14 protein-coding genes are annotated in these 14,850 nt (G+C 72.3%); 10 read left to right on the forward strand and 4 right to left on the reverse strand.

The genetic code is table 11. The features are described from left to right. Window positions 1-94: 94 nt before the first annotated feature. The 5 genes from ACZ5WC_RS09590 to ACZ5WC_RS09610 all read left to right on the forward strand — a co-directional run bounded on the left by ACZ5WC_RS09590 (window position 95) and on the right by ACZ5WC_RS09610 (window position 7,066). Window positions 95-295: a class II lanthipeptide, LchA2/BrtA2 family gene (locus ACZ5WC_RS09590; RefSeq protein WP_096632906.1), complete on the forward strand. Its 201-nt coding sequence runs from the start codon at window positions 95-97 to the stop codon at window positions 293-295. Window positions 296-430: 135 nt separating this feature from the next. Beyond that, on the forward strand, window positions 431-3,280 hold the full coding sequence (gene lanM / locus ACZ5WC_RS09595) for a type 2 lanthipeptide synthetase LanM (protein ID WP_468540272.1): 2,850 nt from the start codon (window positions 431-433) through the stop codon (window positions 3,278-3,280). Window positions 3,281-3,291: 11 nt separating this feature from the next. Further along, window positions 3,292-5,442, forward strand: coding sequence for a peptidase domain-containing ABC transporter (locus ACZ5WC_RS09600; protein ID WP_468540273.1), 2,151 nt, complete (start codon window positions 3,292-3,294; stop codon window positions 5,440-5,442). Between the two features lie 38 nt (window positions 5,443-5,480). Further along, complete coding sequence (locus ACZ5WC_RS09605; RefSeq protein WP_468540274.1) at window positions 5,481-6,221, forward strand: ABC transporter ATP-binding protein; 741 nt, start codon at window positions 5,481-5,483, stop codon at window positions 6,219-6,221. Continuing rightward, window positions 6,218-7,066, forward strand: coding sequence for an ABC transporter permease (locus ACZ5WC_RS09610; protein WP_468540275.1), 849 nt, complete (start codon window positions 6,218-6,220; stop codon window positions 7,064-7,066). The genes ACZ5WC_RS09605 and ACZ5WC_RS09610 overlap by 4 nt, the downstream gene beginning before the upstream one ends. 104 nt (window positions 7,067-7,170) lie before the next feature. On the opposite strand, the gene ACZ5WC_RS09615 is transcribed toward ACZ5WC_RS09610, so the two are convergent. The 4 genes from ACZ5WC_RS09615 to ACZ5WC_RS09630 form a co-directional block, all read right to left on the reverse strand. After that, complete coding sequence (locus ACZ5WC_RS09615) at window positions 7,171-7,365, reverse strand: hypothetical protein (protein WP_468540276.1); 195 nt, start codon at window positions 7,363-7,365, stop codon at window positions 7,171-7,173. Window positions 7,366-7,415: 50 nt separating this feature from the next. Then, window positions 7,416-8,039 (reverse strand): helix-turn-helix transcriptional regulator, encoded by a 624-nt coding sequence (locus ACZ5WC_RS09620; protein ID WP_468540277.1) that lies wholly within the window; start codon window positions 8,037-8,039, stop codon window positions 7,416-7,418. A 260-nt stretch (window positions 8,040-8,299) separates the two neighbouring features. Then, the gene (locus ACZ5WC_RS09625) at window positions 8,300-9,481 is read right to left on the reverse strand and encodes a sensor histidine kinase (protein ID WP_468540278.1); all 1,182 of its coding nucleotides are present in this window, start codon (window positions 9,479-9,481) and stop codon (window positions 8,300-8,302) included. After that, window positions 9,478-10,128 (reverse strand): response regulator, encoded by a 651-nt coding sequence (locus ACZ5WC_RS09630; protein WP_468540279.1) that lies wholly within the window; start codon window positions 10,126-10,128, stop codon window positions 9,478-9,480. The genes ACZ5WC_RS09625 and ACZ5WC_RS09630 overlap by 4 nt, the downstream gene beginning before the upstream one ends. A gap of 457 nt (window positions 10,129-10,585) precedes the next feature. Here ACZ5WC_RS09630 and ACZ5WC_RS09635 point away from each other — a divergent pair, with 457 nt between their 5' ends. From ACZ5WC_RS09635 to ACZ5WC_RS09655, 5 genes are all read left to right on the forward strand, one after another. Continuing rightward, the gene (locus tag ACZ5WC_RS09635; RefSeq protein ID WP_468540280.1) at window positions 10,586-11,914 is read left to right on the forward strand and encodes an ATP-binding protein; all 1,329 of its coding nucleotides are present in this window, start codon (window positions 10,586-10,588) and stop codon (window positions 11,912-11,914) included. Then, entirely contained in the window at window positions 11,911-12,315 is a 405-nt protein-coding gene (locus ACZ5WC_RS09640; protein WP_468540281.1) for a roadblock/LC7 domain-containing protein, read from the forward strand. The genes ACZ5WC_RS09635 and ACZ5WC_RS09640 overlap by 4 nt, the downstream gene beginning before the upstream one ends. Next, window positions 12,312-12,686 (forward strand): DUF742 domain-containing protein, encoded by a 375-nt coding sequence (locus ACZ5WC_RS09645; RefSeq protein ID WP_096626484.1) that lies wholly within the window; start codon window positions 12,312-12,314, stop codon window positions 12,684-12,686. The genes ACZ5WC_RS09640 and ACZ5WC_RS09645 overlap by 4 nt, the downstream gene beginning before the upstream one ends. Continuing rightward, window positions 12,661-13,251, forward strand: coding sequence for a GTP-binding protein (locus tag ACZ5WC_RS09650; RefSeq protein ID WP_311120357.1), 591 nt, complete (start codon window positions 12,661-12,663; stop codon window positions 13,249-13,251). The genes ACZ5WC_RS09645 and ACZ5WC_RS09650 overlap by 26 nt, the downstream gene beginning before the upstream one ends. Window positions 13,252-13,316: 65 nt before the next feature. After that, window positions 13,317-14,732, forward strand: coding sequence for a cytochrome P450 family protein (locus tag ACZ5WC_RS09655; RefSeq protein WP_468540282.1), 1,416 nt, complete (start codon window positions 13,317-13,319; stop codon window positions 14,730-14,732). The last annotated feature ends 118 nt before the right edge of the window (window positions 14,733-14,850 follow it).

A 14,850-nucleotide genomic window follows, 5' to 3' on the forward strand; every position in this document is an offset into this window, starting at 1 on the left:
CCGTCCCCCCGGCAGCGCTCCACGAACCGGGCCCGCGTCCTGCCGGGCCCTGGCACCACCCATCCACGCAGGAAGACAGAAGAGAGGAACCGTCATGGGCGACATCGCCATGAACGACACCACCGGATACGTCAGCGCCGACGAGCTCGTCGAGCTCGCGGACGCGCCGGACTCGCTGGCCGCGGGCATCACGCCCACCATCGTCCCGGCCACCGCCGTCACCACGGTGATCGTCGGCGCCAGCGCCGCGATGCAGGGCGGCTGCCCGACGAGCGGCTGCACCAAGCGCTGCTGAACCCGCTGAGCCGGTGAGGCGCGGGCGCCCCGGAACCGTTACTTCCGGGGCGCCCGCCCCCACCCTCCCACCCCTGTACACCGCACACCCCCTGAAACGGCGGAAGCCGGCAGACGACGGCAAGAGAGTCCACGAGTGCACCTGAGCGACGCGTTCCTCGACGAGCTGGTCCAGCGCATCACCGAGGAGAGGGCAGACGTATTCGGCGCCTTCTACACGCCGTACCTCCGCGACGGCGCCCAGCGCATCGCCGGGCTCGCCGCCTCCCCCCAGGGCCCGGACGGCATCGACGGCGTGGCGGATCTCGCCGGGGTCGCCGAGTCCGCGCTCCGCTCCCTCATGAGCCACTGCGTCGAGACCGGCGTACGCACCCTCATCGCCTCCTTCCGCGCCCAGGACACCGGCTACCAGGCGTTCCACGCCCACCTCGCCGAGGCCACGGGCCGCGAGGCGGTCCTCGCCCGGTTCCCCGAGCTGGACCGGCTGCTGCGCCTGGTCACCGCCCGTACCGCCCGTACGGTGGCCGACGTGCTGCACGCCGCGGCCGCGGACCGGGCCGAGCTGGAGACGCTCCTCGGCGGGCCCGGGCGCATCGTGTCGCTCACCCCGGGCCTCGGCGACGCCCACCGGGGCGGGCGGACGGTCTGCCTGGTGGTCCGGGACGACGGCTCGCGCGCCGTGTACAAGCCGCAGCAGGACAACTGCCAGCAGCTCCTGACCACCCTGCGCACGCTCCTCGACGCGGACGGCTCCTTCTTCGGGCCGCTGCACCCGCGCACCCTCGTCCGGCCGGCCCACGTCTGGCAGGAGTTCGTCGCGCACGCCGACCTCGACGGGACGGCGGAGCACAGCGCCCGCTACTTCCGGCGCTTCGGCCGGTCCGCCGCGCTCCTGGCCATGCTCGGGGCCACCGACCTGCACCACGAGAACATCATCGCCACCCCCGCGGGGCCGGTCGTCATCGACACCGAGACCCTGGTGTCGCTGCCCAACTCCGCACCGGGACAGCCGGCTTCGGCGGCCGCCGCGCTCAACCTGGACATCGAGCACTCCGTCCTCAACACCCTTCTCCTCCCGGCCCGTTACGCCGGGGCCAAGCTGGACGTCGACATCTCGGGGATCGGCTGCGTACGGCCCGAGGCGTCCGAGCACCTCCAGTCGTACGCGGTCGTGGACGCCGGGAGCGACGACATCCGCTTCGACCGCAGCCAGGTCGTCGTCGAGCACGGCGCCAACATGGCCACCGTGGCGGGCGAGCCCCTGGACCCGCGCCGCTGGGCCGACGACCTCGTCGCCGGGTACCGCGAGGCCCGCACCCTGCTCACCGCCCACCGCGCCGCCCTGGAGGAGGCCGTACGGGGCTCCGCGGGCTGGGCGGTGCGCCAGGTCGTCCGGCCGACCTATGTGTACGCGCGGTTCCTGGAGGCCTCCACGCACCCCGTGCACCTGGGCAGCAGGCAGGACCGGGCCGAGCTGCTCGGAAAGCTGCCGCGCCACTACCGGGGCACGGCGGCGGAGTCGGCGGACGCGCTGCACCGGGAGGAGGTGGCGGCGCTGCTCGACCTCGACGTGCCGTTCTTCACCGTGGACTGCGACAGCACTCTGCTGCGGGGCGACTTCGACGAGGAGATCCGCAGCGCCGCCCGGGTCACCCCACGGGAGTCCGCGGTAGCCGCCGTAGGGTCCTTCTTCGCCCGCCCCGCCGACCGCGACCCCGCCTACATCCGCTACGCACTGGCCGGTTCCGCCGACGACGTGTGGGAGACCCGGGAGCCCGGGACCACGGCCGGCGGCGACCCGGCGCTCCCCGGGCTCGCCGACCCGGGCGACTGGCACGCCCTGCTCCGTGACCTCGTGGTCGGCGGGGCCGACGCCCCGACCTGGCTGACGCCCCGCCTCCGGGGCGACGGGCTGCGCCTCGGAGGCGTCGACGCCACGCTGTACGACGGCGGCGGTCTCCTGCTGCACCTCGCCCAGAGCGCGGCCCGCACCGGCGTCTCCCCGGTCGGCGTGGACCTGGAGCGGGTGTGCGCCGGGGCCGTGCACACCCGGCCCACCGTGCTCGACGGGTCGCCGCTGTCGATGTCGCCGTTCACCGGGGTGCTCTCCGACCTGGTGACCGACTGGGAGATCCGGCGGCTGGCGGACCCGGACGCCCGCTTCCGGGACGACGTCCGCTTCCGCCCGGCGGACGGCACGTTCGACGTCGACGCGCTCTCCGCCGCCGACTTCGACCACCTCAACGGCTACGGCGGCTACCTCGTCCACCTCGCCGCCCACACCCGGGCCGGGGCCAGTGAGCTGACCGGCGCCGGGGCCGAGCGGCTGCTGCGCCGCCTGGTCGCGGTCGACGGCGACCCGGCCACGTACGCCGAAGGCACCGAACTCGGGCTGGCTCACGGCCGGTTCGGCCGGATCACCGCCCTGTCCGCGATGGTCGCGGCGGGCCTCGACGGGGACAGCGGCGCCCGCGCCCATCTGGAGCGGTTCGCCGAGGCGTACGGCCGCCACCGCTGGCAGGACGCCGCCCTGCGCGACCGGGGGGCGGGCAGCACCGGCTGGTGCAAGGGGTACGCGGGCATCGCGTACGCGCACGCCGCGCTGCTCACCGCCCTCGGCGAACCGGCGGGCCGCGTCGCGGAGGCGGTCGCCCCGGAGATCGCCCGCGTGCTGGAACCTGGCCCCACCGGAACCGAAACCGGCACCGCGCCCGGCCCCGACCTCAGCCTCTGCCACGGTCTCGCCGGCCGCATCGCGGTCCTGTGCCACCTGGCGGACCTGCTCGGCAGGCCCGACCTGCGCGACGGGGCCGCCGCCCTGCACACCGGCTTCCTCGACCGGTACGGAGAGGGCGGCTGGTCCTGCGGGATCGGCACCGAGCCCCTCCTGCCCTCCTACTTCCTCGGCCTCTCCGGCTGGTTCGCGGCACAGCAGATGCTCGGCCACCCCGGAACGGGCCTCCCCCGCTGCCTCGGAGGCCGCTGATGGCATGGCGTATGCGCAGAGTCCGACGGGTCCGCGAGGTCCAGCAGTTCGCCCAGGCCGAGTGCGGCCTGTGCTGCATCGCGATGGTGCTCTCGGCCTACGGCTCCCGCGATTCGGTGGCCGCCCTGCGCCGCGAGCACGAGGTGGGCCGCGACGGCCTCACCATCAAGGAGATCGCGAGCATCCTGCGCGGCCGGGGCTTCCAGGTACGGGCGTTCCGGGCCGGGGTGCAGCGGCTGGAGCAACTGGCCCTGCCGCTCATCGCGTACTGGGACGACAGCCACGTCGTGATCGTCGAGGAGATCGACGAGCGGCAGGTCACGGTCGTCGACCCCGGCGGCGGGCGGCGCAAGTACAGCACGGAGGAGTTCGCCGAGCACTACTCGGGCCTGGCCCTCGAAGCCGTACCGACGCCGGAGCACCAGCCGGAACGGCACCGAGAGCCCAGCGTCTGGCGGGAGTTCGCCCGGTCGCTGACCGGCGCCCGGCGCCCGCTGCTCCAGGCGTTCCTGATGTCACTGGTGCTGTACTCGTTCACGATCTTCATGCCGATCGCGACCCAGTACGCGGTCAACGACTACGCGGGCTATCTGGAGAAGGCCCCGATCGCCCTCGTCCTGGTGGCCTTCACCGCCCCGATGACGGTGTTCTTCGTGCTCTCGCTGCTCAGAACCGTGGCGCTGGCGTCCGTGATCCGGAGCCTGGGCGAGGCGATGATGGGGAAGACGTTCAAACGGCTCCTCGACCTGCCCTACAAGTACTTCGCCAACCGCTCGCAGGGAGAGCTGTTCTACCGGCTGTCGAGCATCACGTCCGTACGGGACATGATCTCCAGCCAGTTGTCGGTCGTGCTGCTCGACCTCGGCAGCCTGATCGCGATCTTCAGCTACATGTTCTACCGCTCGTTCACCCTGGGGGCGACGGCCTTCGCGGTGTTCCTGACGATGCTGGCCGTCGCGGTGGCGACGTACCGGCCGATCCGGCGGATCACCGAGCGGGAGATCAGCGAGACGACGAAGTCCTCGTCGCTCCAGATGGAGGCGCTGTCCTCGATCGAGACGCTGAAGGTCTCCGGGATGACCGGCACGTTCTTCCGGGACTGGCAGAAGGTCTACGCGGCGGGGATGGAGCAGACCCGGCGGCGGATCGTCCTCCAGGGCGTGGCGACCAGCGGCTACGCGGTGTTCCAGGTGTTCGGGCCGCTGCTCGTGCTGGCGGTGGGGCTGTGGCTGGTGCTGAACGGTTCGCTGGACCTCGGTTCGGCGGTGGCGGCGCAGACGCTGACCGCGACGAGCCTGGGCATGGTGATGTCGCTGTCCGGCGCGTTCACCCAGCTGATCACGGCGAACGCGCAGGTGGCCCGGGTCGGCGACATCCTCCACCAGCCGGACGACCCGGGGGCGTTCGGCGACCGCCCGGCCCACGTGCGGGGCGCGGTGCGGTTGAGGAACGTGGGCTTCTCCTACCCCGGCTCCCGCACCCCGGCCCTGACGGACGTCTCGTTCGACATCCGGGCCGGGCAGCGGGTCGCGGTGGTGGGCAGTTCGGGCTCGGGCAAGAGCACGCTCGGCAAGCTGCTGATGGGGCTGTACCCGATCCAGTCCGGGGACGTCGACTACGACGGGGTGTCGATCCGCGAGATCAGCGCGGAGACGTTCTACCGGAGCGCCGCGTACGTCCCGCAGGACATCGTCCTCAGCAACCGCAGCATCGCGGACAACATCCGCTTCGGGGTGCCCGACGCCACGATGGAGGCGGTCGTGGACGCCGCGCGCCAGGCGCATGTGCACGACGACATCGCGGCGATGCCGCTGGGCTACCACACCCCGGTGCGCGAGATGGGCGGCAGCCTCTCCGGCGGCCAGCGCCAGCGGATCGCCCTCGCCCGCGCCCTGGCCCGGCAGCCCCGCGTCCTCGTGCTCGACGAGGCGACGAGCGCGCTGGACACGGTCACCGAGTCCCGGATCGCGGCCGCGCTGGAACGGCTGGAGTGCACGCGGATCATCATCGCCCACCGGCTGTCGACCATCGTGGACGCCGATCTGGTGGTGGTGCTGGAGCACGGCCGGGTCGTGCAGACCGGCCGCCACGAGGAGCTGATCACCGAGCCCGGCCCGTACCGGGAACTGGTCCGCTCGCAGGTCGACCTGAACACGGTCTGAAGAGCCGGAAGAGTCCGCAGAGAAGGAGGCGCCGACGCATGACACAGGAAGCACAGCGACAGCAGGTGATCTCGGTCCGGGATCTCCAGAAGGAGTTCCGGGGAACGAGAGCCGTCGACGGGGTCTCCTTCGACGTACGGCCGGGCCGTGTCACCGGCTTCCTCGGCCCCAACGGCGCCGGGAAGACGACGACCCTGCGCATGATCCTCGGGCTGGTCCGCCCCACCGGCGGCAGCGCGCTGCTGTGGGGCCGCCCCTACGGTGAACTGGTCGCCCCCACCCGGCGGATCGGCGTGGGCCTGGACGGCGGGGCGTTCGTCGGCCGCCGCACGGGCCGGGGCCATCTGCGCTGCTACGCCCCGGCCGCCGGGTGCACAGCGCAGCGGGTGGACCAGCTGCTGGCGGACGTGGGGCTGACCGGGGCGGCGGACCGGCCGGTCGCCGGGTACTCGACCGGGATGAAGCAGCGGCTGTCCCTGGCCTCGGCGCTGCTGGGCGATCCGGAGCTGCTGATCCTGGACGAGCCGGCGAACGGCCTGGACCCCGAAGGGATGCTGTGGCTGCGGGAGTTCCTGCGGGACTTCGCGGCCTCGGGCCGGACGGTGCTGCTCTCCAGCCATCTGCTGGGCGAGATGGAGCAGACGGTCGACGACGTCCTGCTGATGCACCACGGGCGGCTGCTGAGCAACGGCCCCCTCGACGGTCTGCTGGAGCCGGGCGAGCGCCTGGAGTCGGCTTTCCTGCGGCTGACACGGGCCGGGAACGGAGTACGGATATGAGCACGGGTACAAGCGCGGTGGCACCCGCACGTACGGGCACGGAGGCCGGGGCCGTCTCCCCGGCCGCTCTCCTGCGGTCCGAGGTGCTGAAGCTCACCACGACCCGGCTGTGGTGGGTCCTGCTGCTGGCCGTCGGTCTGTGCAGCGCGGCCCTCACGGCACTGATCGTCTTCGGCGCCCTCAACGCGCCCCGCAGCCCGCTGAGTTTCGGTACGGCGGGCGACGCCGTGCCCGCGTACAACCTGGCGGTGGCGCTCGCGTACGTCTTCCCGCTGGCCATCGGCGTCATCGTGGTCACGCAGGAGTACCACTCCCGTACGATCTCCGCCACGCTGCTGGCCGAGCCGCGCCGGGCCCGGGTCTACGGGGCGAAGCTCCTGGTGGGGCTCGGCACGGCGTTCGTGTACGGGACGGTGGCCGTGCTCTCCGGCGCTCTGGTGGCCGCCGCCCTGCTGTCGGGGCACGGGAAGCCCACGTACCTCACCGACGGCACGGTGCTCGGCGCGCTCGGCGGCAGCATCGTGGTGCTCACCCTGTGGGGCGCGATCGGCGTCGGGGTGGGGGCGCTGGTGCGCAACCAGGTGGCCGCGATCGTCGGCATCCTGCTGGTCACCCAGTTCCTGGAGCCGACCCTGCGCATCCTCGCCTCCTCGCTGGGCAACGCGGAGCTGGGCAATCTGCTCCCCGGCGGGGCGGGCGACCTGGCGGTCGGCGGCACGATCATGACGGCCGCCGCCGAGGCGGACGGCGGCTCGCAGGGCCTCGGCTTCCTGGTCCTCGCCCTGTACGCACTGGCCATCGGCGCTCTCGGCGCGGTGCGGTTCACCCGCTACGAGGCGACCTGATCGACGCCGGACGAACAGACGGAGACGCCGGGGCCGCCGCACGTATCGTGCGGCGGCCCCGGTGTTGTCGGCTCTCGTGCCCGGGCGCTCCGGGCGCCCCGGGCTCACTCGGCGCTGCCGGCGCTGCCCTTCTTCACCGCGTTCTTCTGCATCGCGACATTGGTGCACGCGAGCGTCACCGCGAGCAGAAGCGGAACCACGACGCCGGTGGGGTTGTCGCCGAAGAGCGGAGCGATCAGCGCGAGCACCACCAGAATGCCCACCGGGGCCCAGCGCAGCGCTTCCTTCTTCTTTTCCATGACAGTCTCCTAGACGTTTGGTATGTACCAGTGGCGTTGGTGCGTGCCGGTCAGCCGGCCACCGGCATACGCGCCACGAGCTGGCTGCGGTCCCGGAATCCGGTTTTCTGCAGAATGTTCGACATATGGAACTTCACGGTGCTCTCCGCGATATAGAGGGCGCCCGCGATCTCGCTGTTGTTCATTCCCCGCGACACCAGCGAGACGACTTCGTACTCCCGTGCCGTCAGGGCCGGATCGGGTGTCCGCCCCCGCCCCTGCGGGAGCACGGGGACGGCCGCCGGTGCCGGGGCCGCCACCGGTGCGGGCGCCTGGCCGCGCAGCAGGGGGCGGACGAGCGTGGGCGAGATCCACCCGTGCCCGGCCGCCACCTCCTGCACGGCCTCCAGGAAGGCCTCGTCCAGGTCGTCGCGGTCGACGACGGCCCGGACATCGGCCTGCACCGCTGCGAGATCGCGTATTTCCGAACCGTAGGTCAGCGCAACGACGGGCGCGGAATCCCGTATCTCGTCGAGCCGGTCGATATCGGCGACCAGGACATCGAAGGGCAGGAGCCCCCCGGCCCCCGCCTTCTCGGCCGCATTCCACCCGCGATGGGCGAAGAGCCTGCTGAGTCTCCGCCGCAACGACAATCTGGCGACCATCAACCCGACAGCTATACCGTCATCTGCCATTACTGCCCTACTTCCCCCGTACGGCCGCCGTCAGGGCAATCGTCACAACGGCCCCCGCACGGCGTGCGCTGGTCAAGGCGCACAGCGATCCTAGCTTTCCCAGGGAAATGACAGCAACCAGCCAATCACTTAAGCGAGATCGGCCCGAATTATCCGGCCAATCGACGGGGAGACCCCCCGCCGGTCGGCGGGGGGCAGGGTGACGGATCTCCTCCTGGAGAGGGACCGCACGGGCCGTTCCGGCAGGTGCGGACACCCCTTCAGAAAGCCCCCCGGCGGGGAAACACCGCCAGGATCCGGAATCCGCCGCCCGGCTCGCGCTCCGAGCGGAACGTACCGCCGAGCAGCTGCGCGCGCTCCCGCAGACCGGCCAGCCCGTGACCGCCGCCGGGGAGGTCCGAAGGGGCCGTGGCCCCGTCGGCCGGGGTGTTGCGGATCTCGACCCCGAGGCCGCCGTCGAGCGGCTGGACCTGTATGTCCACCTCGGCGCCGGGGGCGTGCTTGCGTACGTTGGTGAGGGCTTCCTGGACCGTGCGGTAGGCGGCCCGCTCCACCGCCCGGGGCCAGTGCCCGGCGGTCTCGGGAGCGGTGAGGGTGGCGCGCAGCCCGCTGTCGCGGACCAGGGCGGGGAGGTCGGCGAGGCGGGGCTGCGGGGCGGGGGAGGGCGGTGCGGCCCCGTCGGCGCGCAGCACGCCCACCATGTGCTGGAGCTCGGTGAGGGTCTTCGCCGAGAGGTCCCGGACGACCCCGGCGGTCGTCCGTACGGTGGCCGCGTCCGGGTCGCCGACCTGGAGCGCCCCGGCCTGGAGGCTGATCAGGCTGACCTGGTGGGCGACGACGTCGTGCATCTCACGAGCCAGCCAGGCCCGTTCGGTGGACAGGGTCCGCTCGGCGAGGAGACGGTGCTCGCGCTCCCGGGCCTCCACGATCTCCCGCTGCCGTTCGCGCCGCAGCCGTGCCGTCCGGCCCAGGACTACGGCCCCCGCGCCCAGGACACAGGAGTCCAGCGCCGCGATCAGCGTCTCCCGGTCCGGAGCGAGCTCCGGGAGGCCCGCGATCGGGTACGGCAGGAACTGGGCCAGGGCGACCGCGGCGGCCCCCACGACGCCGACGGCCACGCCGCGGCGGCGGTCGGCCAGGCAGTACAGCGCGATCAGCGGTGCGAAGGCGAGGTGGCCGACGTACATGCCGGGCAGCCCGACGAGCAGCACCAGCTCGGGCCAGCGCCGCCGCAGCACCAGCGCGCCCGCGGCGACGAGCGCCACCCAGAGGCCCGGGCCGGGCCCGAGCCCGTTGACGAGGAGCCCGTCGACCACGGCGATGCCGACGGGGACGGCGGCCCGCCCGGCGGCGCGGAGACGGCGGGAGACATGGAGCCGGGGCAGGCGGAGGCCGGGCAGGCGGAGGTGCTTCACAGCGCCGAAGGGTGTGTTGCCGGTCATACCGGGCCGACACCCCCGAGCAGTCCCGCCCGGTCCGCGATCACGGCGGCCTGGACGCGGTTGACTCCGCCCAGCTTGCAGAGCACCGAGCTGACGTGGTCCTTGACCGTGCCGTGGGACAGCCGCAGCTCACGGGCGATCTCGCGGTTGGAGAGGCCCGCGCCGACCAGGGCCAGCACCTGGCGTTCGCGGTCGGTCAGCGCCACCGTGCTGTCGGGCGTCCCCCGCGCGGCGGAGAGGTAGCCCTCGACCACCAGGCCGGTCGCCTCGGGCGCCAGAATCCTGCCGCCGGAGGCCAGGACGCGGACCGCTTGGACGAGCTGTTCCGGGGCGGTGTTCTTCATCAGTAAACCGGCCGCCCCCGCACGCAGCGCGTCGCCGACGTACTCGCCCGCGTCGAACGTGCTCAGCATCGCCACCGCGGGCGCGGACGGCAGGGCGGCCACCCGGCGCAGCACGGTCAGCCCGTCCACCTCGGGCATCCGGATGTCCAGCAGCAGCACATCGGGGCGCCCGTTCCGTACGCGGTCGACGGCCTCGGCGCCGTCGCAGCAGGCGACCACCTCGATATCGGAGGCCGCACCCAAGATCAAATTCAGCCCGGACCGGACCAGCTGCTCGTCATCCACGACGGCAACCCGAATCACGATGCGCCCCTTCACCCGGCCGACCATGCGAAGGGTACGGCAGGAGGCGGGGCCCGTCGACGGAGGCCGGAATGTCGCATTCCGGGGGTGCGGCACCCCGCGACCAGGGGTGCGGCACCCCCGACCAGGGACGCGGCACCCCGCGGCCAAGAGCGTGGCGCCCTACGGGGAGGGCACGGGCGGCGTCCTTCACATCTCCCGGATGTGAACGTTCTGCGTCAAGTGGCAACCGGCATGGCGCTCTTGACATTTCAGCGCGCGGCCGATGATAAGATCATCTCACTTCCAGTGGGCTGATGGCATATGGGGGCATTCCGGGAGGAATGGATTCCTCGGCCCCACCTTCGGAGGGGCACCTCCCGAAGCGGCGCACGGCCCCGGCGAGATCCGCCCCGGTCGCGTGCCGCCTGACGGGGTGTCAAGCCGTTTCCCAGCCATGGCACTTGAAGTGAGTCTCATGACCTTTCCACAGGGCCCCGTCATCTGGGCGCTGGCTGTCGTAGCACTGGTCGCCGTGGGTGCCGTCCTGCGGGCTCGCGCGACCAACGTCAAACTGCGCAGACAGACCACCGAGCTGCGGGGTGAGCGCGACGCGCTCCTGCGCCAGCGGGACGAGCTCCACGTCGTCCACAACGGTCTGCTCCAGCGCCAGGCCGCCGAGCTCGCGGAGGTCCGCAAGGACGCGGAGGAGGAGACGAAAGCGGTTCTCAAAGCCGCCGTCCGCACCCTCCAGGGCCTCGCCGACGAGCAGCAGGTCGTGATCGAGAAGGCCCAGCGCAAGTACGGCGACGACCCCGGCATCCTCGCCGACCTGATGGCCGTGGACCACGCCAACAGCCAGTTCGGCCGCCGCGCCCAGGGCATCGCGGTGCTCTGCGGCGGCTGGCTCGGGCGGCGCGAGACCGTGGCCTCCGTCTTCGACGTGGCCCGCAGCGCCCAGGGCCGTATCCGGCACTTCGACCGGGTCCGGGTCAACGGCCAGGTGAACTTCTCGGTGGTCAGCCGGGCGGTGGAGCCCGTCGCCGTGGTCCTCGCCGAGCTGCTCGCCAACGCCACGAACTACTCCGCCCCCGGCACCCCGGTGGAGATCAACATCCAGGCCGTGCCGACGGGCGTCTGCCTCATCGTCGACGACGCCGGTCTCGGCATGGGCCAGGAGGAGAAGGACCGCGCGGCGGCCCTCCTCTCCCCCCAGGCGGCGATCAGCGTCTCCAGCCTGGGCATCCCGCCGCAGTTCGGGTTCGCCGTCTCCGGGATGCTCGCCGCCCGCTACGGCTTCCGGGTCTCGGTGGACTCCGTTTCCCCCTATGGAGGCGTACGCGCGGTGGTCCTGATCCCCGACGAACTGCTCACCACCGAGGCGCCGCCCGCCGCGGCACCCGCCGAAGCCCCCGAAGCACCTCAGGCCTCCGGGACGTCCGAAGCCGCCGGGGCCCAGCAGTTCCCGCAGCCCCAGCAGTTCGCACAGCCCCAGCAGCTCCAGCGGCCGCAGGCGCACCAGGCGGCGGACCACCGCCAGGGCCCCGCCCCGGCCGCCCCGGCGCCCACCCCGCTCTTCCCGCCCGCTCCCCGGCCGGACACCGCCACCCAGCCACTGGCCCAGATCAGCACCACCACCGGGGGGCTGCCGAAGCGTCGTCGCAAGAGCCCGGTCGCCGCGGTGCCATCGGCCGAGCCGCAGCCCGTGCGCACCAACGAGGAGACCGCCTCCCGGCTCGGCGCGTTCCAGCGCGGCACCCGGTCCGGGCGGGACACGACGACCACGGAAGGACCCGAGTTCCAGTGAATCCCGATCTGTCCTGGGTGCTCAACGACCTGCTCCAGGTGCCCGGCGCCCGGCACGCGATCCTGGTGTCCGCCGACGGCCTGCTGCTCGCCAACTCCAGCGAGATCGGCCGGGACGACGCGGAGACCGTCGCCGCGGCCATGAGCTCCATGCAGTCCCTCAGCCGTGCGGTCGCCCCCTTCATCGGGACCCGTAACCCCGGCCGCTGGCGGCAGACGCTCCTGGAGTACGAGGACGGCTGGATCTTCCTCATCGCCGCGGGCAGCGGCGCCTATCTGGCGGCGACCGCGGCCGCCGACGTGGACATGGAGGCGATGTCCTTCCGGATGCAGCAGCAGGTCACCGCGCTGGGGAAGGCGATGACCACGCCGCCCCGCCAGAGCGCGGGCAGCGAGATATGACCGCGCCGGGCGAGGAGCAGCAGGTCAGCAGCGGGTTCGTCCGGTCCTATGTCATCACCGGGGGGCGCGGGCTGCCCGACGCGGAGGACCTCTCCCTCGTCACTCTGGTCACCCTCGCCCCCGACCGCCAGCCGCCGCCGAACCCGAGCCCCGAGGTCAAGGCGATCTGGGAGCTGTGCTCCGGCGGCTATCTGTCGGTGGCCGAGGTCGCCGGACACCTCGGCCTGCCGGTCGGGGTGGCCCGGCTGCTGCTCCAGGACTTAAACCAGCAGGGACACCTGCTGCGCCGGAAGGCGCCGCCGCCGGCCCAGCTCGTTGACAGGAAGATCCTCGAAGAGGTGTTGCATGGACTTCAGCTCCGGTTCGGCTGAGAGCATCTATGTGCCGGACGCGGTGCGGCGCGCGGCGAAGATCCTCGTCGTCGGGCACTTCGCCGTCGGCAAGACGACGCTGATCGGCACACTGTCCGAGATCACCCCGCTGCGCACCGAGGAGCGGATGACCCAGGCCGCGGCCCAGGTGGACGATCTGCGCGGGGCGCCCGACAAGAAGACGACCACGGTCGCCCTGGACTTCGGGCGGCTCACCCTCAGCGACGAGCTGGTGCTCTATCTGTTCGGTACGCCGGGGCAGCAGCGGTTCGTGGAGCTGTGGGAGGACATGGCGCGCGGTTCGCTGGGCGCGCTGCTCCTGGTCGACCCGGCCCGGCTCGCCGACACGTTCCCGGTCATCGACCTGGTCGAGACGTACGGCCTGGAGTACGCGGTCGCCGTCAACAGCTTCGACCCGTACACCCAGCACGCCGAGGACGAGCTGCGCGAGGCGCTCGACCTGCTGCCGGACACCCCGGTCGTCTTCTGCGACGCCCGGGACCAGAAATCCTCCGCGCAGGCCCTGATCACTCTCGTACGCCATCTCCTCGCGCACGCGGCCTGACGCACCACAGACGTATACCGAAGCCGGGGCCGTCCGGGCCCCGCGATCACACCGAGGAAGCCGACATGGACCCGTCGCCGGGAGCCACCCCGTACAGCCCGCCCGCCGGGTGCCCCGCGCACCAGCAGCAGACATCGCTGTACGGACCGGAGTTCGCCGCCGATCCGCACCGCGTCTACGACACCTTCCGGACGCACGGCCCCGCCGCCCCGATCGAGCTGGCCCCCGGAGTGGACGCCACGCTGATCGTGCAGCACGAGGCGGCGCTGCGGGTGCTCCAGAACCCGGCGCTGTTCGCCCGGGACTCACGGCGCTGGGCGGCGCTGCGCGAGGGCGCCGTACCGATGGACAGCCCGGTGCTGCCGATGATGGTGTACCGGCCCAACTGCCTGTTCACCGACGGCGCGGAGCACCTGCGGCTGCGCAAGGCGGTCACCGAGTCGCTGTCCCGGCTCAACAGCAGCAGACTCAGCCGGGACGTCGAGCGGATCGCCGACTACCTGATCGACCAGTTCATCGAGCGCGGCACCGCCGATCTGCTCAACGAGTACGCCAAGCTCCTGCCGCTGCTGCTGTTCAACCAGATCTTCGGCTGTCCCGGCGACATCGGCGACCGGCTGACCCGCTCGATGTCGGCCATCTTCGACGGCGAGGACGTGCTGCGCGCCAACGCCGAGCTGACGGAGTGCCTGATGGAGCTGGTCGCGATCAAGCGCCGCCAGCCCGGCGAGGACATCACCTCCTGGCTGATCCAGCACCCGGCGGGGCTGCGGGACGAGGAGCTGAAGGACCAGCTGGTGATGCTGATGGGCGCGGGCGTCGAGCCGGAGCGCAATCTGATCGGCAACGCACTGCTGCTGATGCTGGCCGGGGAGCAGCCGGGCGCGCCCGAGCGGCGCGGTTCGGGGATGCTCGTCGAGGACGCGCTGGACGACGTGCTGTGGAACAACCCGCCGATCGCCAACTACGCGACGCACTACCCGGTGCGGGACATCGAGCTGGACGGGGTGACGCTGAAGGCGGAGACTCCGGTGCTGATCAGCTTCGCCGCCGCGAACAGCGACCCGTCCCTCACCGACGCCCGCCAGACCCTGAGCAAGGGGGCCCATCTGGCCTGGGGCGCGGGCCCGCACGTGTGCCCGGCCAAGTCGCCGGCGACGCTGATCGCGCTGACCGCGATCGAGAAGATCCTCAACACCGTCCCGGACCTCTCCCTCGCCGTCCCGGCCTCCGGGGTCGCCTGGCGGCCGGGCCCCTTCCACCGCGCCCTGGTCGCGCTGCCCGTACGGTTCACCCCGACGGCCGCCCGGCGCGCGGCGGCCGGGGTGCAGCCGCCGGCCCCGGCGCAGACCTCGGCGCAGCTGCCCGATCCGTACCGGACCGCGGCGCCCGCCGCCGCTCCGGCGCACCGTCACGCTGCGGAGCCGGCCAAGAAGGCCAAGGGCTGGTGGAGTTCGTTCCTGGATGTGTTCCGCGTCTGACCGACGTTTGGCTCACAGGCCGACAATTCACTGGTGAAGACGGGCATTTGTGAACGATTGCATGTGACGGGGGCAACAGGGATCGATGCTTGGCGCAGATATCCGGAGGGGTAGGTTC

The sequence above is a fragment of the Streptomyces sp. NPDC033165 genome (genome assembly GCF_055577965.1).

Bases quoted from the DNA above. Each gene is read 5' to 3' on its own strand.
- ACZ5WC_RS09590 (WP_096632906.1), top strand. From the start codon at position 95: ATGGGCGACATCGCCATGAACGACACCACCGGATACGTCAGCGCCGAC.
- ACZ5WC_RS09600 (WP_468540273.1), top strand. From the start codon at position 3,292: ATGCGCAGAGTCCGACGGGTCCGCGAGGTCCAGCAGTTCGCCCAGGCC.
- ACZ5WC_RS09605 (WP_468540274.1), top strand. From the start codon at position 5,481: ATGACACAGGAAGCACAGCGACAGCAGGTGATCTCGGTCCGGGATCTC.
- ACZ5WC_RS09610 (WP_468540275.1), top strand. From the start codon at position 6,218: ATGAGCACGGGTACAAGCGCGGTGGCACCCGCACGTACGGGCACGGAG.
- ACZ5WC_RS09615 (WP_468540276.1), bottom strand. From the start codon at position 7,365: ATGGAAAAGAAGAAGGAAGCGCTGCGCTGGGCCCCGGTGGGCATTCTG.
- ACZ5WC_RS09620 (WP_468540277.1), bottom strand. From the start codon at position 8,039: ATGGCAGATGACGGTATAGCTGTCGGGTTGATGGTCGCCAGATTGTCG.
- ACZ5WC_RS09625 (WP_468540278.1), bottom strand. From the start codon at position 9,481: ATGACCGGCAACACACCCTTCGGCGCTGTGAAGCACCTCCGCCTGCCC.
- ACZ5WC_RS09635 (WP_468540280.1), top strand. From the start codon at position 10,586: ATGACCTTTCCACAGGGCCCCGTCATCTGGGCGCTGGCTGTCGTAGCA.
- ACZ5WC_RS09645 (WP_096626484.1), top strand. From the start codon at position 12,312: ATGACCGCGCCGGGCGAGGAGCAGCAGGTCAGCAGCGGGTTCGTCCGG.
- ACZ5WC_RS09650 (WP_311120357.1), top strand. From the start codon at position 12,661: ATGGACTTCAGCTCCGGTTCGGCTGAGAGCATCTATGTGCCGGACGCG.
- ACZ5WC_RS09655 (WP_468540282.1), top strand. From the start codon at position 13,317: ATGGACCCGTCGCCGGGAGCCACCCCGTACAGCCCGCCCGCCGGGTGC.